The organism is Luteibacter flocculans, assembly GCF_023612255.1.
Taxonomy (GTDB): Bacteria; Pseudomonadota; Gammaproteobacteria; order Xanthomonadales; family Rhodanobacteraceae; genus Luteibacter; species Luteibacter flocculans.
The window spans coordinates 3,399,178-3,421,366 of the sequence record NZ_CP063231.1; the positions used below are offsets into that span (position 1 = coordinate 3,399,178).

The 22,189-nt window shown below is 64.5% G+C and carries 21 protein-coding genes; 5 read left to right on the forward strand and 16 right to left on the reverse strand.

Going from position 1 to position 22,189, the window contains the following annotated elements; translation table 11 throughout:
- Nucleotides 1-38: 38 nt before the first annotated feature.
- The 11 genes from IM816_RS14815 to IM816_RS14865 form a co-directional block, all read right to left on the reverse strand.
- A complete protein-coding gene (locus IM816_RS14815; RefSeq protein ID WP_072321955.1) occupies nt 39-731 on the reverse strand; it encodes a response regulator transcription factor in 693 nt (230 codons plus the stop codon).
- Nucleotides 731-1,018: a PepSY domain-containing protein gene (locus IM816_RS14820; RefSeq protein ID WP_072321956.1), complete on the reverse strand. Its 288-nt coding sequence runs from the start codon at nt 1,016-1,018 to the stop codon at nt 731-733. The genes IM816_RS14815 and IM816_RS14820 overlap by 1 nt, the downstream gene beginning before the upstream one ends.
- Before the next feature lie 169 nt (nt 1,019-1,187).
- Nucleotides 1,188-1,694 carry a GNAT family N-acetyltransferase gene (locus tag IM816_RS14825; protein ID WP_250338663.1) on the reverse strand — a complete coding sequence of 169 codons (507 nt, stop codon included), beginning with the start codon at nt 1,692-1,694 and terminating at the stop codon, nt 1,188-1,190.
- A 30-nt stretch (nt 1,695-1,724) separates the two neighbouring features.
- Entirely contained in the window at nt 1,725-2,705 is a 981-nt protein-coding gene (gene dusA / locus IM816_RS14830) for a tRNA dihydrouridine(20/20a) synthase DusA (protein WP_250338664.1), read from the reverse strand.
- Between the two features lie 79 nt (nt 2,706-2,784).
- On the reverse strand, nt 2,785-4,077 hold the full coding sequence (locus tag IM816_RS14835; protein ID WP_250338665.1) for an EAL domain-containing protein: 1,293 nt from the start codon (nt 4,075-4,077) through the stop codon (nt 2,785-2,787).
- A 218-nt stretch (nt 4,078-4,295) separates the two neighbouring features.
- The gene (locus tag IM816_RS14840) at nt 4,296-4,790 is read right to left on the reverse strand and encodes a hypothetical protein (RefSeq protein WP_250338666.1); all 495 of its coding nucleotides are present in this window, start codon (nt 4,788-4,790) and stop codon (nt 4,296-4,298) included.
- Nucleotides 4,791-4,871: 81 nt separating this feature from the next.
- Nucleotides 4,872-6,200 carry a type II toxin-antitoxin system HipA family toxin gene (locus IM816_RS14845; protein WP_250338667.1) on the reverse strand — a complete coding sequence of 443 codons (1,329 nt, stop codon included), beginning with the start codon at nt 6,198-6,200 and terminating at the stop codon, nt 4,872-4,874.
- Nucleotides 6,197-6,490, reverse strand: a complete 294-nt coding sequence (locus IM816_RS14850) for an XRE family transcriptional regulator (protein WP_250338668.1) — start codon at nt 6,488-6,490, stop codon at nt 6,197-6,199. Before IM816_RS14850 ends, IM816_RS14845 begins: the two co-directional genes overlap by 4 nt.
- 127 nt (nt 6,491-6,617) lie before the next feature.
- Nucleotides 6,618-7,109, reverse strand: coding sequence for a fasciclin domain-containing protein (locus IM816_RS14855; protein WP_425602647.1), 492 nt, complete (start codon nt 7,107-7,109; stop codon nt 6,618-6,620).
- A 224-nt stretch (nt 7,110-7,333) separates the two neighbouring features.
- Nucleotides 7,334-8,149, reverse strand: coding sequence for a trypsin-like serine peptidase (locus IM816_RS14860; RefSeq protein ID WP_250338670.1), 816 nt, complete (start codon nt 8,147-8,149; stop codon nt 7,334-7,336).
- 344 nt (nt 8,150-8,493) lie between these two features.
- Nucleotides 8,494-8,907, reverse strand: a complete 414-nt coding sequence (locus IM816_RS14865) for a DUF1801 domain-containing protein (protein ID WP_250338671.1) — start codon at nt 8,905-8,907, stop codon at nt 8,494-8,496.
- A gap of 308 nt (nt 8,908-9,215) precedes the next feature.
- Here IM816_RS14865 and IM816_RS14870 point away from each other — a divergent pair, with 308 nt between their 5' ends.
- The 4 genes from IM816_RS14870 to IM816_RS14885 all read left to right on the forward strand — a co-directional run bounded on the left by IM816_RS14870 (nt 9,216) and on the right by IM816_RS14885 (nt 12,229).
- Nucleotides 9,216-9,668, forward strand: a complete 453-nt coding sequence (locus IM816_RS14870) for a BP74-related protein (protein WP_250338672.1) — start codon at nt 9,216-9,218, stop codon at nt 9,666-9,668.
- A gap of 127 nt (nt 9,669-9,795) precedes the next feature.
- Nucleotides 9,796-10,632: a ParB N-terminal domain-containing protein gene (locus IM816_RS14875; protein WP_250338673.1), complete on the forward strand. Its 837-nt coding sequence runs from the start codon at nt 9,796-9,798 to the stop codon at nt 10,630-10,632.
- A gap of 99 nt (nt 10,633-10,731) precedes the next feature.
- Nucleotides 10,732-11,217, forward strand: a complete 486-nt coding sequence (locus tag IM816_RS14880) for a hypothetical protein (RefSeq protein ID WP_250338674.1) — start codon at nt 10,732-10,734, stop codon at nt 11,215-11,217.
- Between the two features lie 100 nt (nt 11,218-11,317).
- Nucleotides 11,318-12,229: a hypothetical protein gene (locus IM816_RS14885; RefSeq protein WP_250338675.1), complete on the forward strand. Its 912-nt coding sequence runs from the start codon at nt 11,318-11,320 to the stop codon at nt 12,227-12,229.
- Here the strand turns inward: IM816_RS14885 and IM816_RS14890 are convergent.
- Nucleotides 12,209-13,051 (reverse strand): class I SAM-dependent methyltransferase, encoded by an 843-nt coding sequence (locus tag IM816_RS14890; RefSeq protein WP_250338676.1) that lies wholly within the window; start codon nt 13,049-13,051, stop codon nt 12,209-12,211. The genes IM816_RS14885 and IM816_RS14890 overlap by 21 nt on opposite strands.
- Nucleotides 13,052-13,169: 118 nt before the next feature.
- Here IM816_RS14890 and IM816_RS14895 point away from each other — a divergent pair, with 118 nt between their 5' ends.
- A complete protein-coding gene (locus tag IM816_RS14895; RefSeq protein WP_250338677.1) occupies nt 13,170-14,972 on the forward strand; it encodes a glycoside hydrolase family 97 protein in 1,803 nt (600 codons plus the stop codon).
- Here the strand turns inward: IM816_RS14895 and IM816_RS14900 are convergent.
- From IM816_RS14900 to IM816_RS14915, 4 genes are all read right to left on the reverse strand, one after another.
- Nucleotides 14,969-18,016: a sensor histidine kinase gene (locus IM816_RS14900; RefSeq protein WP_250338678.1), complete on the reverse strand. Its 3,048-nt coding sequence runs from the start codon at nt 18,014-18,016 to the stop codon at nt 14,969-14,971. The two genes, IM816_RS14895 and IM816_RS14900, sit on opposite strands and share 4 nt — an antisense overlap.
- Before the next feature lie 679 nt (nt 18,017-18,695).
- Nucleotides 18,696-18,914: a hypothetical protein gene (locus IM816_RS14905; protein ID WP_250338679.1), complete on the reverse strand. Its 219-nt coding sequence runs from the start codon at nt 18,912-18,914 to the stop codon at nt 18,696-18,698.
- A gap of 250 nt (nt 18,915-19,164) precedes the next feature.
- Entirely contained in the window at nt 19,165-19,971 is an 807-nt protein-coding gene (locus IM816_RS14910; RefSeq protein ID WP_250338680.1) for an alpha/beta hydrolase, read from the reverse strand.
- Nucleotides 19,972-20,018: 47 nt separating this feature from the next.
- The gene (locus tag IM816_RS14915; protein ID WP_250338681.1) at nt 20,019-22,181 is read right to left on the reverse strand and encodes a hybrid sensor histidine kinase/response regulator; all 2,163 of its coding nucleotides are present in this window, start codon (nt 22,179-22,181) and stop codon (nt 20,019-20,021) included.
- Nucleotides 22,182-22,189 lie beyond the last annotated feature (8 nt).

Here is a 22,189-nt window from a genome sequence, read left to right on the forward strand (position 1 = left end):
CGGGCGGCGTGCCTCGACGGCCCGCCGCCCGCCGGGGGTCAGTCCTCGTCCGCTTCGTTGCGGGGGATGGCGAAGCGATAGCCGCGACCGCGAACGGTCTCGATCGGCTTCAACGCGCTTTCCGGATCGAGCTTGCGGCGCAGGCGGCCGATGAAGACCTCCAGCACGTTCGAGTCGCGATCGAAATCCTGCTGATAGATGTGCTCGGTGAGGTCAGCCTTGGAGACCAGCTCGCCCGCGTGCAGCATCAGGTATTCCAGCACCTTGTATTCGTAGCTGGTGAGGTCGACCTGGCGGCCTTCCACGGTCACGGTCTGTGCCGTGGTGTCGAGCTTGATCGGGCCGCACGCAAGCACCGGCTTGGACCAGCCGCTGGCGCGACGGACCAGCGCGTTGATGCGCGCCAGCAGTTCCTCGACATGGAACGGCTTGACCAGGTAATCGTCGGCACCGTACTTCAGGCCTTCGACCTTGTCCTGCCAACTGCCGCGCGCGGTGAGGATGAGGATCGGGTAACGCTGGCCGTGCTCACGCAGGGCCTTTACCAGATCCATACCGGACAGCTTGGGCAGACCCAGGTCGATGATCGCCAGGTCGAAGGGCACCTCGCGGCCGAGGTACAGGCCCTCTTCGCCGTCCTGGGCGGCATCGACAGCGAAGCCATCACGCTTCAGGCGCGCCGCGAGAGTCTCGCGCAGCGGGGCTTCGTCCTCTACGAGCAGGATTCGCATCAATGTTTCTCCTTGTTGTCCCCGGCACTCATGTCCAGGGGCTTGGCGGTCTCGGTACGCACCGGCACGACCTTTACGTGGCCGTCCAGGGTGAGCACCTTGACCCGGTATTCGGTGATCCGGCCTCGTTCGACCAGCCGTGTGTCCGCTGACAGCACTTTCCCCCCGGTCTCCTTCTGCACCTTGCTCACCGCCTGCTCGAGCGTGAGCGACTGATCCGCCAGGGCGGCGACGGGCAAGGCGAGGCAAAGCGCGGCGAAAAATAGCGGACGAAACGTGATTTTCATGTGGGGCACGGAGCGGCCGGTATGGCTAGTCGGGCGATCATGCCGAGCCCCGCCCCGCCCGAAGCTGAACGAAAACCGGATTGGAGACCATCCTGCGGCCCGGCCAGCTGCCGGCTTTGCCCTCCCGCGCTCCGGCGACCGTCCGCTCCCGCAGGAAGGAAGGCCCCGATCAGGGAGCGCGCTCGAAGAGCGTCATCGGCTTATCGCGATAAGTTGCCTGGCGGAACGGGCGGTAGCCGAGTCGCTCGCCCATCCGCACCGACGGCCGGTTCTCCGGATCGATGAGGCACACGGTCCGACCCTTTCCACGCTGCGCGAAGAACCAGGCATGCACCGCCTCGAGGGCTTCGGTGCCGTAACCCTTGCCGTGTGCCGCGCTCGCCAGGGCCCACGCGCCCTCCGGAAAATCGTCGAAGTCGTTGCCGAGCCCACGCCGGAAGTGAGCCAGCCCACCCTCGCCGACAAAGCGGCCGCCGTCCTTTTCCCGAAGGGTGAAGAGTCCATAGCCGAACGCCGTCCAATGACCGACGTTGCGCAGAAGCCGGATCCAGGTGTCCTCTGCCGAGGCGACGCCGCCGATGAAATGCATGACCTCAGGGTCGGTCCTCATGGCGTTGCAGTCGTCGAAGTCCGAGATGGCGCTCGGGGTGAGGACCAGACGCTCGGTCACGATCATGCAGTACCTCGTTCTTCGAACCGATGGGGATCAGGCGGCGTGGCGAAAGGCGGACAATGCGCTTTCGATGAGGCGCCAGTCTGCGCCGGGAAGGTGAGCGCCCTCCGACAACTGGCGGCGGAAACCCCGAGCGCCGGGCTCGCCCTGGTAGAGACCGAGGATATGCCGGGTGATGTGCTTCAACTGCGTGCCTCGCGCCAGTTCCGCGTCGATATAGATGCGCATCCGTTCCAGCACGTCGGCGCGCTCGGGCAATGCGGTGCCGTAAAGCTCGGCTTCGATGCGCGCGAGCACGTAGGGATCGTGATACGCCGCGCGGCCCAGCATCACGCCATCCACCCGGGCGAGATGCTCACGCACGGCATCGACCGTGGTGATGCCACCGTTGATCACCACGACAAGCTCGGGGAACTCGCGCTTCAGCCGGTAGACGCGCTCGTAGTCGAGCGGCGGAATCTCACGGTTTTCCTTCGGGCTCAGCCCTTCGAGCCAGGCCTTGCGCGCATGGACGATGAGGATACGCACGCCGGCTTCCAGCATCGTCGTGGTGAAGCGCTGCAGGTCGGCGTATTCGTCTTGGTCGTCGACACCGATGCGGCACTTCACGGTCACCGGCACATCGACGGCATCGGCCATCGCACGAACGCATTCGCCCACCAGATCTGGCTCGCGCATGAGACAGGCGCCGAACTTGCCCGACTGCACCCGATCCGAGGGGCAGCCCACGTTGAGGTTGATCTCGTCGTAACCGGCCTGCGCCCCCAGTACCGCCGCCTTCGCCAATTCGACGGGATCGCTGCCGCCGAGTTGGAGCACTACCGGATGCTCCTCGTGGCTATGTTCCAGAAGCCGCAGCTGATTCCCCCTCACCAGCGCCGCGCTGGTCACCATCTCGGTATAGAGCCGGGCATGGGGCGACAACAGTCGGTGGAAATACCGGCAGTGACGGTCCGTCCAGTCCATCATGGGGGCGACGGTGAGGCGGAAGGCGGCGGGATCTACGAGGGTCATCGGGCGATTTTAGCAACCCGGATGGCGGTGCGCTTGCGTTGCAGCCCGCAGCCGACGATGGCGCGGGCCCCTGCTGGCCTCACCCGACCGGCAGGGGCAGCCGCTGTGAATCCAACCACGCATGCAGTTCCGGCCGTGGCATCGGCGGGGCGAACAGATAGCCCTGGAAATGATCGCAGCCGAGGCCGATCAACAGTTCGCGCTGATCGGGTGTCTCCACACCCTCGGCCAGGGCCGTCATGCCCATGACGTGCGATATCTCGATGATCTTGCCAAGAAGCTGCTGTGCGCTCTCTTGCCTTGTCGCTTCGGCCAAGAACCGCCGATCGATCTTCAGCTTGCGCACGGGAAGCGTACGCAGCGTTGCCAAGGAGGAATAGCCGGTTCCAAAGTCATCGAGCGCCCAGGAAACGCCGGTGGATTCCAGCACTTCCATCCGCTCGATCATCGCCGCAGCATCGGCGGCCAGCGCGGATTCCGTAAGCTCGAACTCGAGCAAAGTCGGGTCGATGCCTGCCTCACGGATGATCGAAGACACCGAGGACACCAACGAACCGTCCAGCAGTTGCACCGGACTGATATTCACGGCCAGGCGAAGCGCCCGCGTCCGTGGGACGGAGGACCAGTGATTCAAGGTTTCGCAGGCTTGGCGAAGCACTTCCAATCCAATCTCGCCGATCAGGGCACTTTCTTCCGCCAGATCGATGAACACATCGGGCGCCAACAACTTGCCGGACGGATGCCGCCAACGCACGAGTGCCTCGGCGCCGCTGACGATGCCGCTGTCACGCACCTGAGGTTGATAGTGCACTTCGATCTCACCATTGCGAACAGCCCTGCCCAGCTCGCGCTCCATTCGCAGGCGCCTTCCGCTATCGATACGGTAGATCGCGAAGATCCCGGCCACGAGCAGCATCGCCGTTGCCGCGTTCAGCCTCGCGCCCCAGGCGCGCACCTCCAGGGGCGGCGACATGTTGGGCGCGAGCGCATCCAGAGCGCCCATCGCGAACACTGCAAAAGCGGCAAGGCAAATCAATGGAAAAATGAGCGTTCCATACCGATCGCGCCGCTCGAAAGTAAACGCCGCACCGGCAGCGAGTGGCAGCAGAAACAGATGGACGGAGCGCGGCACCGCGGCGATAGGCGCGTCGATCAGCGAGATCGCACAGATGACGGCAAGAATGCCGTGCGCCACGAGAAGGAGCGATGCGCCGTCGCTCCGCTTGCTGCGATACAGGGCGAGCACGCCCACGCCCGCCAAGCCGACGAAGACCACCGACAACTCGTAGCGCCCGAAGTAGATGTAGCAGAACATCCACGCCAGTCCCTGGGTGAGGCATGCCAGGCCGGTCAGCTTCAGGACGAACGCCACATCCCGTCTTCGCGACTCGCGCTGCAATCTCATCCGAACCGGGTGCGAGTCCGTCGGCTCACGATCATCGGCCCTTCTCGTCATGTGTAGAGCACCCCTTGCCAGTTCAGGCGTGCTCGTCTTTTCGCGCGCCTACAGACATGACAATGCCTAAGATTCTCGTAAGGATCAAAGGTCGGCTCCCGTGCCGCCGATTGGTCACGCCTTGTGATGCCCTGTCAGGGGGATGACAACCGGGTGAAATAATGCATGCGCATCGCCGGCTTACCGTCGTTGGCATAGAACGACACCACCTCCGTCATGGTCTTGCCATCGGGCGCCACGGCGTACACACGTGTGGACGCCGGTACGCCGCCCATGCTGAGGCCCAGGACAAGCACATTCGGCTGCGGATGCTCCATGGCCGCGGCATCCGCCTCGGGGCTGCCGACGACCGGGACCGACCTGCCATCGGTCGGATTGGTACCTACGGTGTGAACCTTCTTGCCATCGGCAAAAGCGATATCCACCACCATGCCGACCTTGCCGTTGCCTGCGTCATTGAATCCGAGGATCACGCTTTTCGGCCGTGCTTCCGGCGGCATATCCATGCGACTGGTATCGACGGACCAGCGGCCGAACAGCGGCGACGGCGAGGAGGTCGACGAGGACGCCTGTGCACTGCCGGCGACCAACGTAGCGACGAAGATCGTAGGGAAGAAACCCATCTTCATACGCGCTTTCCTAAAGGCCCTGCCCGGCGAGGGCGTCGGGCCGATCATACGACCGACATGATCGGCCATGGTGGCTTGGCCTTATTTGCTTCCCAGCAGTTCGGATCGTCCGATCACGGCACGACCGGAGGTGACTCGCTCAGGATCGGAGAACCCGCGGAACGCCTCGCCAAGCTCGCGAGCACCCAGGGCATACACACGCTTATCGCGAAGGCCGCCCATGCCCTCCTGCCACGCTAACAACATGCGCTTACCGATATCGTTGAACCCCGGATGCTCCCGCATGGCTTCGCGCACGAATGGACCGACGTCAGCCAGCGCGTCCGCAATGCGTTCGACCGTGGCTTTCTGATCCACGGCGGAGACGCCAAAATTTGCCGTGATGAATTGCTGAAGCTGCTTTCCGGGCGACCAGGTCTTCCTCCCACCGAAGCCTATCCCTGGGGGATTGTTCTTGTATTCGGGGTATGCCGCCGTCGTGATCATGTCGTACGCCGGGGCAAGGTGGACGTCATGATGGCCGGTATAGAGAAGTGCGACGTTCTTTGCGTGGCAGTCGGCATTTCGTAGCGCATAGGTCAGCAGCAGCATGGTCGCCATCTGCCGGAACACATCATGACGGTGACCGACCGGCACATGGTCGCGCACAGCTTTGGCTATGCGCTCCCACGTCGTTTCATATTTGGCCGATGGACGTAGTCCGAGCAACGCGCAGAAATCCTCCATGCCCCAATAAGGAACACCGCGCTCGTCTACATCGAAGCGATGAACGATCAGTGCCTGACCGTCAAGCGAGATGTCGGTTCTGGCGGACGGCATCACCTTTGCTGCGACCTGCATGCACAAATGCTCGTTGAGCGTAACAAACGGCAGCAGCCTGGAAGCGCCCTTGATGATGTGTCGGTGCGTGAAAAGCGTAGTCTTCTTATGGCGACCTGCCGCCACCTTCTCCGTCTCAGCGTCTAGGAATTTCGGAACAACACCGGATACACCGCTGGTGGCGTGCTGACGCACCAATTCTGCGAAGGCTTCCTCGGAGTTGTCGCCGCGCAGCAAGGCCGCGACATCCACCGGTTTAGGCGGCTCGTTCAGATCCGCCCCCGGAGCCGCGACCTGAATACGCCCGATCATGTTGCGACCGATGACCGAGAGCAGCGCCATGGGACTGGCACCAATGTGTGGACCGAACTGTTCCTGCAACACTTGAAGCAGATAGCCTTCTGGCAGGTTCATCTGGAAGATGGGATGCAGCACGTCGTCCCAGACATAGGGATCCCTGCGAACCCGCATGGTCAGCGAGACAAGGTCGTTCGGCGCCACGCCGTCGTGATAGACCATGGAACTCTTGAAGTCGCCAATGGACTCCAGCCTGGCGACCTCGCGACCGAGCAGGTAAACCGAGAGGTTCATGCGCCGCCCCGCTCGCGGCGCAGTTCATCCAGCGATCCGGACGCGCCCAGTTCAACGAATTGCAACTCCATCCCCAGCACGGCAAGTACCGCGAGGAGTTTCCGCGAGCCGAACTCTGCTGCTTTCCCTCGCTCGAAACGGGATAGCGCCTCTTGGGTGAGCCCAGCTTGCGTTGCCACATCGCCCTGCTTCAGGCCCAGCGACCGACGCCTGCTCGCTACGACTTCGCCTAGTTCCGTGAGAGTTTGCATTTTTGACGTATTTGGTAAAATTTCCAGTCCGAAGGCCAATATTTACCAAATAGATCAAAAATGCAAGCGTGATGGGCGCCCCAATCTCCAACGTGCCGAGGCGCAGACACCAAGCCAGGAACGAACGGCCTTGCGGCCGTTCGTCGAAGGTGAACGCTGCCGGCTCTTACGGCATCAGCACCTTGTCCACCACATGGATCACGCCGTTGGATTGCAGCACGTCGGCGATGGTTACGTGCGCGACATTGCCCTTTGCGTCCGTGATGGCGACACCGTTGGCATCCTTGCGTGCGGTAAGCGATTCGCCCTGCACCGTCTTCAGTTCTGCACTGCCGCCGCCTGCGGCGATCTTGGCGAGCAAGTCCTTCGCCGTAACGCGACCGGAAACGACGTGATAGGTGAGGATCTTGGTGAGGTCTGCTTTGTTTTCCGGCTTGAGCAGCGTGTCCACCGTGCCGGCAGGCAAGGCCGCAAAGGCTTCATTGGTCGGCGCGAAGACTGTGAACGGTCCCGGCCCGGAGAGCGTATCGACGAGACCCGCCGCCTTTACGGCGGCAACCAAAGTGGTGTGGTCTTTCGAGTTCACCGCGTTCTGAACGATGTTCTTGGTCGGATACATCGCCGCACCGCCCACCATGACCGATGCGGGCGCGCTCATGCTGCCAGCCAATGCAACGGGCGAGAGCGCCGCCGCACCGAGCAAGACCATGCCGGCCAGGAGGGAACGCGCAAGAGGATTGATCTTCATAACCTTCTCCGTAGTGATCGACTTCCGGCTGGAAGCAGAAACACATACGGAGGATCGGGTACGGATGGATGCAGGGGCGGCGTAGAAAATCACCCTGCGCTGTAAACGTGATGTCTACGCCATGGACGAGCGGATTATCGCAGCGTATCGGCGTCCGCGGCGCTGGCGAGCCCGGGATACAGATACGTCCAGAGCCGCGTATAGGTGGCGCCGTTATGCACGACCGCCACCACTTCCCGACCAGCAAAGGCGGGAACGGGCTGATCGTTCAGAACGACCGATCCGCCGCTGCTTCCAAAGTAGCTGCGGCAATTCGGTAGTTGCAGGCCTGTGCCTGAGAAATTGTTCTGGGTGGTACTTGCGCACCAGTACTGCGAGCCGCCCCCGTAGGCTCCCCCGGGATACGCGACAAGATTGACGAGGGGAAACAGATCGTCCGCCGTGGATGTGCGTGGCACCAACGCATCGCCCAGTACGCCCTCGATCGGTTGACCCAATTGATCGTAGGTATCGGCGACGACAAGGTCCCAGTCGGTTTTCAGGATGTTGGTGGGATCGTCTTCGATGGCCTGTGCCGCGAATGTGCGACGAATGGGCCACAGGCCATAGGGCGCTCGCTGTTCGTCGGTCGCCGGCCGCGTGGCATCGTACGCGGGGACGAACATCGGGTGCTCCACCCACACCAGGCGCCCGCGTTCCGAGCCGTCGTTTTCAATGATCGCAAGACAGTGGGCTGCCGTGACGATCAGGCGCCGACTCTGCGAGGTGATAACGGATGCCGAGCAATAACCGTCCTTGTTCTGCAACGGATCGACGAAGAAGAGCTTGCCCGCCACGCGAGAGATCGAGTGATCCCCATACGGCGTAGCGACCCTCGCCTGACCGCTCTCGTCGCCTCCTGGTGTGATGACGTCGAGCCGCGGGGCTCCGCCGTCATTAACCTGCGCCACGGCTCGTTCCATCCGTACCATGGTCCAGTACCTGAGTGTAGCGAGCTTGTCGTTGACCGGGCTGGCGACAACACCCGGCTCCTGTCGGTGGATGCGAACGGGCTCCCGTGACTGCGCTGGAAGGCATGCTGCGACGGAAAACAAGAGAACGAACGCAGCGACTCGCTGCGACATGCCAAAAGTGCGGAAAGACATGACGATTCCTCCATGAACTCGCAGCTCCGACTCATACCGAGCCGGCGGTAGGCGCAAACGACACCGCGGGCGGCCACCTTACGTCAAATGCCACACTGGATCGAGACCCGCGTGCACACGACGTGCCGCCACGCGTACACGCGCGAGACTCAAGTGGATTTTTTCGAACGTGCTTTCTTCGTGCCATTCAACGCCACGGCAGCACGCACCAGCGCCTTGAAGGCGGTGGCGTCGAGAGCATCGCCTTCCGCGATATCTATCGCTCGACGTACATTGCCATCCAGGCTTGCGTTGAACAGCTTGTCTGGGTCCGCCAACGCCGCACCTTTTGCAAAGGTCAACTTCACCTTCGCGTTGTACGTCTCGCCAGTGCAGATGATCCCGTCATGCGACCAGACAGGCGTGCCCCTCCACTTCCACTCCTCGACGACGTGCGGGTCGGCGGCGTGGATCAACTCGCGCACGCGCGCCAATGCTGCACCGCGCCAATCGTCGAGATCGGCGATGCGCTTGTCGATCAGCTGCGCGGCGGAGTCGCCTGCAACGGCATTCGCTTTGCTCATGATTCATCCTCGCCCTGTCGCTCCGCGACGATAGTACCTATGCCATCGACCTGTGCAAGACGTTGAGCGCAACCCATGCCCATACCTTCGCCGTGATGAGATCGTTCTTATCTGGCGCGACGGTGTGGTCGTGACGACGCCACGAGAGAATGCGGATCAGCGCGACGTCGTTTGACAGCGTTTTTTACCGATGCAAGGTTGCGGGCTCCCCCACCCCAGGAAGCGATACCGTGCGCCATCATCAAGGACGACAGTCATCCCATACCGCTACCACACGTCGCCAACGACGCCATCTTTCATGCCTCGCCTTGGCTTTTACTCTGTTCGCGGGCACCGCCCAGGCCGAGGTGGCCTATTTCTCGTTCGTGCCGACTACCGGCGCCCAGTTCGGTGACTGGACCCGCTACACGATCAATCCGCACGAGTTCGTCTTCGGCGTGACCGACCCCGAGACGATCGACCGCCTGCGCGGCGTCGTGACCGGTGCCTCCGGCACACGCGGCAGCGAACGTGTCACAGGAACGATCGTTCGTGGTCGCGAGTGGTACAACGCGGAATGGCCGTACCATTTCGAGCCGTCCACCGTACGGCTGTCCAAAGATGTGGACATCGAAGTCTGCGATGCCACGCCGTTCTACATCGAGGAGAACCTGCATCTGGTCGGCGGCGACTTTCTTCCCGCTGGCTTCTGGTGCCCCTGGTCGGTTCGCCTCGTGAGGGAGGTATCCATCGCACCGCCCCCGGACACGCCCATGCGCTGAGGCGCCGTTGACAAGGCGGCCCCGCATCCCGGGGCCGCGGTATCAGAGCCTGTTCACATTATTCGCGTGGCCCGCGGCGTGAACAGGCCCTAGAATGCCGGCCCGCCCGCTCCACCGTGATCCGCGCATGCACATCGTCGTCAACGAAGAACTCAAGGCCTACATCGACCCCCTCACCCCCGACGAATACGAGTCGCTGGAGCGCAGCCTGCTCGCCGAAGGCTGCCGCGAAGCCCTGGTGCTCTGGGGCGACACCCTGGTCGATGGGCACAACCGCTACGGCATCTGCCGCAAGCACGACATCCCATTCCGCACGGTACAGAACGATCGCTTCCAGTCGCTGGACGACGTACACCTCTGGATGATCGAGCAGCATCTGGGGCGGCGCAGCGTGTCCGACTTCCAGCGCGGGGTGCTGGCCCTGCGCAAGCGCGAGATCCTGGCCGCGCGTCGCGCCCGCGAGGCAGCGACCGAAGGCGGGGAAGCCGTCCCCGACCTTCCCTTCGACGCGACGGGCGCCCAGCCCGCCCCGGCGAAGACGGCCCGCCCCGCGCCCGCGGAATCGCGCAAGGAGATTGCCCGCGAAGCCCGGATCAGCAGCAACCAGGTCGGCATGATCGAAAAGATCCGCAAGGAAGCGGCGCCGGAGGTGGTGGCGGCGGTCAAGGCAGGCGCCCTTTCGATCAGCGCCGCGGCCGCGGTCGCCAGCCTCCCAGAGGAGGAACAGCGCGCGGCGGCCTCAGCCGGCGACGCGGAGCTCAAGGAAGCCGCCAAGCGCGTGCGGGAGTCCAAGCGGAAGCCTCGCGAGAAGCCGACCGATGAGGTCAAGGCCCTGCGCGATCAGGTCGCCGAGCTGGAAGCCGAAAATCGCAACCTGCGCCGCGAAATCGATGCGCTGCGCGCCCGCCTGGGCGAGGCTGTTCCCGGTGATGAAGAGCAGGACGAGGCACTGGCGGAGGAGTAAGGTGACAAGCGGCCGGGAACTCGAACGCCTGTCGGGCGTTCCAAGCGCGGTACACCGGACGCGCCTTTGAGCGTTCGAAGGCCAAACCCGGAGCGTCCCATGAAAGCTATCCTCGCCCTCGCCGTCACCAGCCTCCTCGCCACCGCCGCTGTGGCGCAGGAAAAACCCTTGAATCTCAAGTTGCCACCGGACTACGTGCCCGCCTCCGCCAGCACGGCGGCAGCGCCTGCCCAGCCGGCCGATGATGGCAACGCCGCCGTGACCAAGAGCGGCGAGAGCGTGGCCGTGACACGTTCACGGCCACTGGACCCGCCCGGCACCTACTACGGCGACACCAGCGGCCGCATGACCCATGCCGACGTCGCCGACGACGTACCCCGCTGCGACGACGCCACCTATAACCAGCCCCAGGTCCATGGCAGCGTCAGTACCGGCGTGGTCAGCGCCAGCCGCGGCGGCAGCGGCAGCTACCAGGCCGGCACGGTCAGCCTCAGCCAGGCCTTCGGAAGCTGCGACCATCCTACGGGCGGCGTCAGCATTTCGGTCGGTGGCGGCACGGGACACTTCGACCGCGGTCGCTGGTAAGTCCACGCACCGCCGGCACCTGCCAGCCGACACTGCCAACCCGTTCGCATCGGCGTTTCGCGGTCCTCGATAGCATCGGGGTGCCGATTCGGACGACGCCATGCCGATCTCTTCCGCACTCTCCCAGCGGGGCCAGTTCCGCGCGATGTACATGGGCCTGAAGGCCCAACACCGGCTGGACCGTACGCCGGTGATGCTCTGCGAGGGCGACTCCTGGTTCTCCACGCCGTTGTCGATGAATCTTCTCGACTGGATCGTCTCGGCCGCGCCTGGGGACGAGGAGCGCGGAGTGCCTCAGTTCGGCCAGGGCGGCCTGTTCTTTCGAGTGGAACGCAGCGGCGATCACGCCGCGCCGCAAGGGGCGGCCCCGGGCCGCGCCATGTTCGCGAAAGACAACATCGACGACCTGCTGGGCTGGTTCACGCGATACGACTTCGACGCGGTGCTGCTGAGTGCCGGTGGCAACGATTTCGTCGACACCTGGCTGCACGGGGCCCTGGCTGGCAGAGCGCACCTCGATCCGGCCGAGGCGTTCGAGGTCATCGTCTCGACCGGACGTTACGAGCAGGTACGCACTGCCTACGAGATGTTCCTGCGCACATTCCACACGGCGCGCCCCGGCGTGCCCATCCTGGCGCACAGCTACGACTATCCGAGGCGTATCGGTAGTGCCGCGGAGCTGGGCCTGGGCAACCTAGGCGTGGCCGCGCTGTTGAAGAAAAGCGAGGGCCCGTGGATTGGTCCGAATGTCGAAGGGGTGATCGACGGCGGCATCGATGCCTGGCGGGACTTCGTGCGACGCATGATCGACGGCTTCGTCGAGCGGGTACTCGAACCGCTCAAGCACGACGCGAGCCTGGGCGGCATGTTCGATTACGTGGACCTGCGTGGGCAGTTGACCCAGGACACCCAGTGGAACGACGAGATGCATCCCACGGAGGCCGGCTTTCATCAATTGGCCGGCATTTTCCGCGGCCGATTGATCGAAAAACTACCGGCCACCAAGCGCTGAGCGAAACACCACGATCCGGTCGGACGCTTCCGGATCGGGATCGTCGCTGTGCAACCACGGCATGCGTGCGAACGTGCGCGAACAGGGGCCCAACGTCACGACCCGAATCGGTCGCCGACGCGCCTCGTGCTCGATGCGCGCCATCACGTCGCGCAGCACCGTGCCAATGAAGGGCGTGAACAGATAGAACACGGTCACGTCAGTGAACTCGGCATCGCGCGCGTCACCCACGCGCATCGTGACGCCAGCCAGCTGCAACGCGCGTGCGGCCTCGCAGGCACGCGTCACGTACGCAGGTTCGCGCTCGACGCCGCGCGCGGTGGCGCCGGTGAGCACGTGAACAAGGATGGGCACGTGACCCAAACCGCTCCCGAGGTCCAACACCACGTCGTCGGCGGCGATAGCGGCCCGAAGCACCCCATCGACGATGTGTCGCGCGGGCGTTGGCTGATAGAAGACCATCTCGGGCGGCAACCGCGACAGCGGTGTATCGGGCTCCTCGATGGCGAGCACGCCTGCGATCACATGGTCCAGCACATCGTAGTGCTGCCCGGTCGGAAAGCCGACGTCGAGCCATGGTGCCAGCGCCTCGCGACCTTCTCCGCGCTGGATCGCCGCACGCAGCAGCGCGAACGCGTCGCGATCCACCGCTTCCATCGCCTCCAACAGGGCCACCGCGCGTTCGCGCTCTGCGGGATCGGCTTCTCCCAGCAACAGCAGTTCGAGCGTGTCACTCGCTTCGGCGCGCCAGAGGAATGCACGCAGGTCGCGCCAACCCGCTTCCTGTTCAAGCAACGATACGGTGGATGCAAGGGATGCCATGGCGCCGCATGGTAACCGCAGCGCGTGTCCCTGAGTCCCTAAGGATGTATGAAAACCTTCGCGGCGGTACTCTCGTGGCTCGCCACCGCGCTCCTCCCGCCTGTACAGGAATCACTGGATGAAGCACGCACGCCGTTCGCCCGCTCGTCGCCGTCTCGCCGTCGCACTTGCGGCGTTCATCTGCCTTCCCGCGTTCGCAGCGCCGCCCCTTGTCACCCTCGTCTTCCGCGATGGCGGGAAGCCCGTCCTCAACGTGACCGACGCCCATGGCCTCACGTTGGTGGACGAGACACTGGGACTACGTACGGCCGATGCCGACCTCAGCGACGACCTCCGTCTGATGGCCACGAGCCAACGGCCGATCACGGAACGCTACCGAATGACCGTCGGCAAGCGTCTGGATCGCAGCGCGAACCTTAGCGAGACCCGCTACGCGTTGCAGAACGGCAAGGGGCAGAAGCTCGATGTCGTCGTTCGGGTCGCCAACGACGGCGTCGCATTCCGCTACGAACTTCCCGGCGTGACGCAGGCCACCGTCACGGGCGAGTCGACGAGCTTCACGGTACCCGCTGACGCACCGGCATGGTTGCTGCCGTACGGCCCGCAATACGAGAACGAACGCATCCAGACAACCGCGGCGGGCGCTGCGCCCGGCGACTACGGCTACCCGTCGCTGTTCCGCGTGGGCGGCAGCTATGTACTGATCACCGAGGCCAATGCAGACGGCCGCTACGACGGCAGCCGCCTTTCGCATGTGGCGGGCACGGGCACCTACGGCCTCACGCTGGCCGACCCGCGCGTCGAGAGTACGGGGGTCACGCCTTGGCGTACCGTCATCACCGGCGATCTCGCCACCGTCACTGAATCCACCCTCGTGGACGATCTCGCGGATCCCGCACGGTTTGCCGACACGTCCTGGATCAAGCCCGGCAAGGTGGCATGGTCGTGGCTGAGCGAACACGACAGCCCGTCGAACGTCGAGCGCCAGCGCGCCTACGTGGACTTCGCCGCGCGCAACCGCATTCCCTACGTGCTCGTCGACGAAGGATGGAGCGATGCCTGGGTGCCCGACCTCGTGCGCTATGCGAATGCAAAGCACGTCGACATCCTGCTCTGGTTTCACTGGTCCAAGTTGGATACCCCGGCCAAGCGCATGGCCGAACTGGAGAAGGTCAAGAGCTGGGGGGTGAAGGGTGTGAAGGTGGACTTCATGGAGTCCGACTCGCAGGCCCGCTATCGCTGGTACGACGACACGCTTGCCGACACGGCAAAGCTGCATCTCATGCTTAATTTTCATGGGGCGACGATCCCGCACGGCCTCGCACGTACCTGGCCGCATCTCATGACCATGGAAGGCGTTCGCGGCGCGGAGAACGACCCGCCCGCTGTGGGCAACACCATCCAGCCCTACACGCGCAATGTCGTTGGCTCCATGGATTACACACCGGTCGCCTTCGATGCCGGGCGTCGGGAGGCGACGATCGCGCACGAGGTGGCCTTGCCGATCGTGTTCGAATCCGGTTGGACGCACCTGGCCGACAAACCCGAAGCCTACGAGCGACGTCCACACGCGCTGGCCTTTCTCGATCAGATACCGACGGTGTGGGACGAAACGAAGTTCATCGCGGGCACGCCAGGTCAGGACGCTGTGTTTGCGCGGCGCAGCGGGGACCGCTGGTTTATCGGCGCGATCGCCGCAGGTCCGGCGCGCCGACTGACCGTGCCGCTCGCATCCCTCGGCGTGGGTCCGTGGCATGCCGACGTGGTACGCGATGGCAGCGGCCGTGGCGACGTCGTGCGCTCTGCGCAGAACGTGACGGCCGACAGTTCGTTGTCGTTCGATGTACCGGTCAATGGCGGCTTCGCGGCCATTCTCTGCCCACTGGCGAAGGGCCAGTTCGCGAACGGCTGCTTCCGCTAGCGAAGGGCGCTGCGCAGGCGGCGCCACCAGCGCCGTAGTGGGGTGTGATATCCCGGAAATGCGCGCTCCACCGGAACGCGCACGGCGACTTCCGTGCCGCCATCCAGGCGCGACGAAATGGCGGCGACGCCGCCCACCACGTGCGCGCGTTCGCGGATGCCGCGCAGCCCCCAGTGGCCATCCCGCCCATCCCGCAATACCCCCTCGTCGATGCCGCGCCCGTCATCGCGCACACTCAACACAAGATCGCGCGCTTCCAGCCGCAGTTCCACATCGATGCGGCTCGCATCGGCGTGAGTGGTCGCGTTGTGCACAGCCTCGCGCGCAACGCCATACAACTCGTCGCACACCAGCCCGTCCAGGCCGCGAAGGTCGGCATGCACAGTGACGACGACAGGGACGGTGTGCTCCGCGGCATAGACCGCGGCGAGCGCGCGCAAGGCGACGTCCAACGGCCCGGATTCACTGCCATGCGAGCGGAGGTCGCGTACCCTGTCACGCGCTTCCACCAGGGCTTCGTCAGCGCGATCCAGCGCGCCTTCCATGGCCACCCGCAGCGGCTCGTCCGGCGGCACGCGATTGGCGATTGCCTGAAAGCGCATGCTCAGGCCTTGAATGCTCTGCAACAAGGTGTCGTGCAGCTCGCGTGCGATGCGCTCACGTTCCGCATGGCGTTCCTGCAGGCGCGCGCGCAACTGCGAGGCAATACGGCGCAGGCGGATCAGGAACGCGATCCAGATCAGCAGGGCCACGATCACCGCGCAGACAGCGAAGAACCAAGGCATCTGGTAGAACGCGTGCTCCACCGTGATCGCGATCGACGCGCCGTCGTCATTGGTCACACCATCTTCGTTCGCCGCGATGACACGGAACACGTGGCGCCCAGGCGGCGGATCGGTATAGATGGCCTCGCGTTCGCTGCCGGCCTCACGCCATCGCGTATCGACCCCGTCCATGCGATAGCGGAAATTGACGCGCTCCGGCATCGTGAGGCTGGTGGCGGTGAACGCGATGCGCAGACGCTCCGTACCGGCAGGCAGTTCGACGTTCCCGCCCGCAGGCCACGTGCCGGCATCGGTGGCAATCGAGCGAATGGACACCGGTGGTGCCAGGGGATTGCGCGGTATGTTGGCAGGATCGATGGAAACGATGCCGCTGGTCGTGGCGAACCACAACCGACCGTCGTCGGCGACGACAGCGGTCGGCAACGGGCGGAACTGCGCCGGGGTGCCGGGCAATCCATCGAGCGAGTCGAACACGGTCACGGGCGCGGCATAGTTCGCATCTTCCAGCGCACGGGCCATCTCGGTTCCGCTGATGCGCACCACGCCTTGCGCGGCGTTTGCCCAGTAATCGCCGCGATGGTCGCGCACGAATCCCGACACGCCACGCAGCGGCTCGCCCTTTGTCGCGATCATGTGCGCCCGGCCGTCGACGACCGCCCCGATGCCGTTTTCGCCGCCGATCCAGACGGTGCCGCGATCCTCCAGCAACGCGGTGACGTTGCCGACGGCGAGCCCCTGCTCCGCACCGATGTGCGTGTCACGGCCGTTCTTGCGGATCAACACCATGTCGCGCGCAAAGCCCATCCATAGCTGGCCATCGCGGTCGTTCATCAGCACCAGCGGCGCCGGATCGTTCGGGAAGGCCGGCAAGGGATCGTGTTCCCAGCCACCTTCGGTGAAATGAAAAATCCCCGGACGGTTGATGGAGACCCAGACCCCACCCTTGCCGTCGCCCACCACCGCCTGCACCCCGGAATAGTCCGGGAAGGGAAGAGGCGCATAGGGTTCGGCCTTGCCGTCGCGCAGCCGCCAGATGCCACCGGGCCCGCCGAGCCAGGTGTTCTCGGCGTCGCGACTCGCCGCCGTGACCGCCTGATTCATGTGCGCGGTGGCAACGCCGGATGCATCGACCCAACTCAACGGCCGGTTCTTCGTGCCCACCCATATGCCATGGTCCGCGGCGGCCACCATGGCAAAGTCCGTCGCGCCCGGTGGCAGCATCGCCGGCAGCAAGCGACTGGTACGGAAGCGATCGAGACCACGGCTTCCTCCCACCCAGATGTTGCCTTCGCGATCCTGGATCACGCTGCTCGCGTAATCGGAACTCAGGCCCTGGTTCTCCACGAAGCGCTGCGCCTCACCACTTTCCGCACCGATCGTCCTGCCCGCGAGCACATGCACCCAGGGCACGCGACGGATGCCATCGCCAAGGGTCGGCATCCACAGCGCGCCGTCACGGTCGAACAACAGCCCCGCGGACGACAACCGCAATACCGGCCCCGCCTCTTCCACCCTGCCCTTCGCCACCCACGCCGGCCGGACGCCGCCATCGGCCTCGGCAACCCAGATGGCACCATCGGGCGCTTCCGCGATCCGGTTGACCCGACCCACGGCATGCGTCGCGACGACAAAGCGATGCCCGCCAGGCGGCAACCAGGCCAGCGCATCTTCCGTCGCGACCCACAATCGCCCGCCGCTATCGACCGTAAGGTTGCGCGCTCGCGCGCCCGGTAAGCCCAGCGCGGGACCGACCTGCTTCCACATACCGTGATCGAGCGACACGAGGCCGTTGAAAGTCGCGGCCCAGATGCGGCCATCGGCCGTGCCGGCAATCGCATAGAGCGTGCCCGTGGGCAGACCCGAAGCGGCGGCGTAGTGCGTCGCGCGGTCGTCCTTGACGAAGCTGGCGACGCCGTAGCGAAACCCGACCCACAGGCCACCCGACGCGGGCGCGTAAAGCGAGGCAACGCTGGAGGCCGGAAAATCCCCGCCCTCCCGCGGACGATAACGCTCAAAACGAACGCCATCGAACCGATAGAGCCCCGTCTGTGTCCCGACCCACAGATAGCCGTCCTGGGTCTGCGCCAGCGCCGTGACCTGGCCGGGCGCGCCTTCGCGCACCGTCCAGGCCGTGTGATAGAACTGCGCGATGTCGCGATCGCGGCTGTCCGTCGCATCCGCCGCAAAGGCACACGCCACCCAGCCGGCAAGCACCAGCCAGACATAAAGGCATGCGGCGAGAGCGCGTTTCAGACGCAATGGTGGATCGCTCGGTTAGGACAGGCGCAACGATAGCGGAAGCTGCGTGGCTTAGGCGTCCCCTTGAGCCGCCGCCGCCCAACCTCGCTAACGTTCGCTGCCGTCAACGACTCACGGTACCTCGGAGACTTGAGCCGGCCCCGTAGGGACGATCCAGGCGGCGCCGCATCGCAGCGCATATGAACCAACGCACGAATCACGCCCGCGCCTCAGAGAACCCGAACGAAAGGAAATTCGACTAGCTCGGCAACAAGGCCTCCGCGACCACAACAGCAATCGCTGAAAGGCAGCTTATGCGCCCAATGACATAAAGCACTCGGATACATCGGACGACGCAGGTCTCGGAATCAGCCAGCGTACCCGGGGGTACAGCGCCAAGTGACCTAATGAGGTCAGGGCGATTCCCCGGCAACCACGACGCAAAGAACGCCGGCGAGCCCAATTGAACATACAGAGTTGGATGCCTCGTCATCAGGATATGTACCAACCAGGCTCTCTGGCAGATCGAGATGAGAAGACATGCGACGGCAACGACCCAGCTGAGCCAGAACCAAGTCTCTGTGGAGTCATGCATGTAACGACTTCTCAACAATGCAGACATCGATCCGCGCTGCGTCCGGTTTCATCGATGTGTCACTCCCGCTGCAGCCAGACTTGAATTGCCACAGGATGTGACTAGCTACGATCTAAAGTTTCGTCCAGCCACGAGAAACGTCAAAAATCCTAACTGCGCCACAGCAAATCCCCCGAGAAACAGCAGCGCTGCCCGCGTATGCATCAGTTCAAACAAAATCTTATCCGAAGAAGAAAACAACATGCCGGATTGAATTCCCCAGTACATGTTGTAACAGCCGAACAAGAACCCCGCTAACGCGACAATCGTAGCGAATATCTTCACGCACCTACTCCAAGGGGCGCGCACAAAGCGCCGCCAGAATGCAACCGCTCAGTATCTTCTTCATGCGCCCGTTTCATCGTCATCAAGGTACGACGAAGGCTAGGTACGCTGTCGGACGATGGACATAAGACGAGTCTGAAAATACGCGATATCGCACTCGAACGATGTACCGCATCACACTTTTACTTCTTGCGGTTATATCGCGCCAAATTCTCATGACGCATCGCAATTAAACTGCTAAGCGCATCGATCAGCGAGCGAACCCCATGTCGCGCAGGAAGGTCAGCGAATCGGCCAGCACCACAGACGCGACGGGCGAGCGTTCCGGAGAGGCGAGCACGTGCGCGGCGCGTGTATACGCGACCAGTCGGCGTTGCGACGGCGGCGTGCCCAACGCGTCGAAGGCGTCGCGCATGGCGACGGTCGAGGTCAGCGTGTCTCGGTTGTCGGCACCGCCGTCCCACAGGCCGAAGAACACCGGACAGTTGATCTTGGCGAAGCGTTCCGGCCGCATCCATTCGTCGAACACGCGCGCGATGGCGCGATAAGCGTCCGAGTGAACCATCGACGACCAGTAGCGGCGCTGGAACGGCGTTCGCTCACCCGGCGGCGACACGGCGCCTTGCAGGCGCGTCGCCATGAGCAGTTGGTCGCGATCATGCGCCCGTATGCCCGGCGACCACGCGACGATCGCTGCCACGTCGTGCGGGCGGCGTATCGCGAGATCGAGCGCGAGCGATGCGCCCATGGACGTGGCAACAAGCACGACACGCTCTCCCAGGCACAGGCCAATATCCAATGCGTCATCGGCATCGAGGCGCCAATGGTCGGGCGTGATGCCGGCCATGGCGTCTGGCAGATCGCTGCCGTGCCCGCTGAGCCGGTGGAGAAACAGGTGCGCTGTGCATGCGTCCGCCATGGCACGATGAGCCGGCGCCCCCTCCGCCTGGCTGGCGGTGAAGCCGTGGAGATACACCACGGCGACGGGCTTTCGGGTGTGCGCGCCGTGCGCGTGGAAGACGATGCGCGCCTGATTGTCGGGCTTTAGCCCAGGCACAGCCCTTTCCTGGCGCTCGATGCGCGCTGCTAGCTCGTCGAGCACCCTCACGCGCCGGCCGATGCCCCGGAGCGCTCGCGCTGTGCGTCGACGAAACGCCGCATCGACTGCGCCAAGCCTTCCACATCGGGCAGCGCGGCATGCATGTCGCCGCCGGCCTGGACGATCACGGCCACGTCGTCGCAGACGCGGTCGCCTCCCGGCAGGCCAAGATTTCCCAGCACGTTGCGCAGTGCATGCACGGCCTCCGAAGCTGCCGCCACGTCGCGCGCGACGATCGCGGCGCGCAAGGCATCGAAATGATGAGCGGCGGTGCGCGCGCAAAGGTCCACGAAGCCCGCGAATTCCTCGTGACTCGTCAAGGCCCGCATGTCGTCCAGCGGCGTGTTGCCGTCCCACTCCGCGCCCGGCTCGATCATCGGCTGCCAGTGCTGCGCGGCATGTTCCAGGCGGCGCTCATCCGCGATCGATTCGATCATGTCGAGCAGACGCTGGGTCGCGATCGGTTTGGTGAGATAGGCCCGCGCGCCCGCCTTGAACGCGATGCGCACGGCATCGTGGCTGGAATCGGCGCTCAGCATCACGATGGGCGGAACCGCACGCGTGCGCCGCGCCACCTCGATGCGGCCCAGCACATCCCATCCGGAGCTGCCGGGCATGTGCAGGTCCATGAAGATCAGATCGAACGGCTCGCGTGCCAGCCGGGCCAGCGCTTCGTCGCCATCGGCACTGAAGACCGGCATGTGACCGGCGCGCTCCAGGATACGTCCGAGGATCTCGCGATTGGCCGCGTTGTCGTCCACCACGAGGCAGCGCTGCGACGCCACGCGACCGCGATGGTCCTCGAGCAGGTCGACCAAGGGCGTCTCGCTGACGCTGCGCGCACCCGCGGCGGCGCGTGGCAGGGAGAAGCGCCAACTGAAGATCGAACCACCTGCGGGATTGTCCACGACGTCGAGGCTGCCGCGCATCTGCTCCGACACGTTGCGAACAATGTACAAGCCCAGCCCCACGCCTTCCTGCCGCCGGCTTTCGCCCACGCTCAGTTGATGGAACGGATCGAAGATGCGCTGCTTGTCATGGTCGGGGATGCCGATGCCCGTGTCGCTGACGGTGCACGCAATGGTCGGATCGCGACCGCTGAAGCCCTCGATCAGGGTCACGCGCACCTCGACCACCCCGCCCGGCGGCGTGAACTTCACCGCGTTGGACGCGAGATTGGACAGTACCTGTTCGATGCGGCCCGGATCGCCCGCGAAAACACCCTCGACCGACGGGTCGCGCGACAGGCTGAAGGCAATGCGCTTCTCGGCCGCCTGCGGACGGCAGACCGCACCGACCGTCGCCAGCACTTCGTCAAACGTGAACGCCTGGTGGCGCAGCGTGAAGCTGCCGCCTGCGAACGACGCGACGTCCAGCACCGCATTCACCCGGTGCAGCAAGGCATTGGCATTGGCGGACAACAAGGCCACCAGGCGGCGCTGGTCGTCGGCCATGGCCGCCGTATCGATGAGCGAAGCAGCGTGAATGACCGTACCGAGCGGGGTGCGCATCTCGTGGCTCATCATGGAGATGAAGCGATGCTGCGCTTCGCGCGAAGCGATGGCTTCCGCCGAGACCTCGCGCAGCGCGTCGATCATGCGGTACAGCGTCATGGGCAGCACGATCACCAGCGCCAGCGCGTACAACGCATACGCGGGACGCGAAGCCCAGTAACCGGGCGGCGCCACCACTGCAAGTATGGTGAGCGAGGCGAGGATGCCGGCTGCGCAAGCCTTCCTGCTGTAACGCACACCGAGCGCCACGGAGAGAAAGGGCAGCACGGCGGCGAGGCTGATAAGCAGCATGAAGCCGGACTTCAGCAGGATCGCTACCATAAGGAAGTTGGCAGCGTTGCCGACGGCCTCGAGCGTCACGTTCTGGCGTAGCGAACCGGCGCGTACGCCCAGCATCCAGAACACACTGAGCACGAAGAGACCGATTGCAACGGGAAGGGTACGTTGCGCCTCTACCGCCATGGGCACCGGCCCATGCAGCCAGGCGGCGGTCCATACGACCACGAGGCCGAGCAGCACGGTGCGCAGCAGCGAGACGCGGTGTTCGCGAAAACTCGCCACGATACGGTCGATGCGCGGATTGCGCAGCCGTTCGGCGACCTCGCTGAGCATCACCGGTTCGGCGCGCTTGCCGACACCGCCATCGATCTTCATGCCCGCCT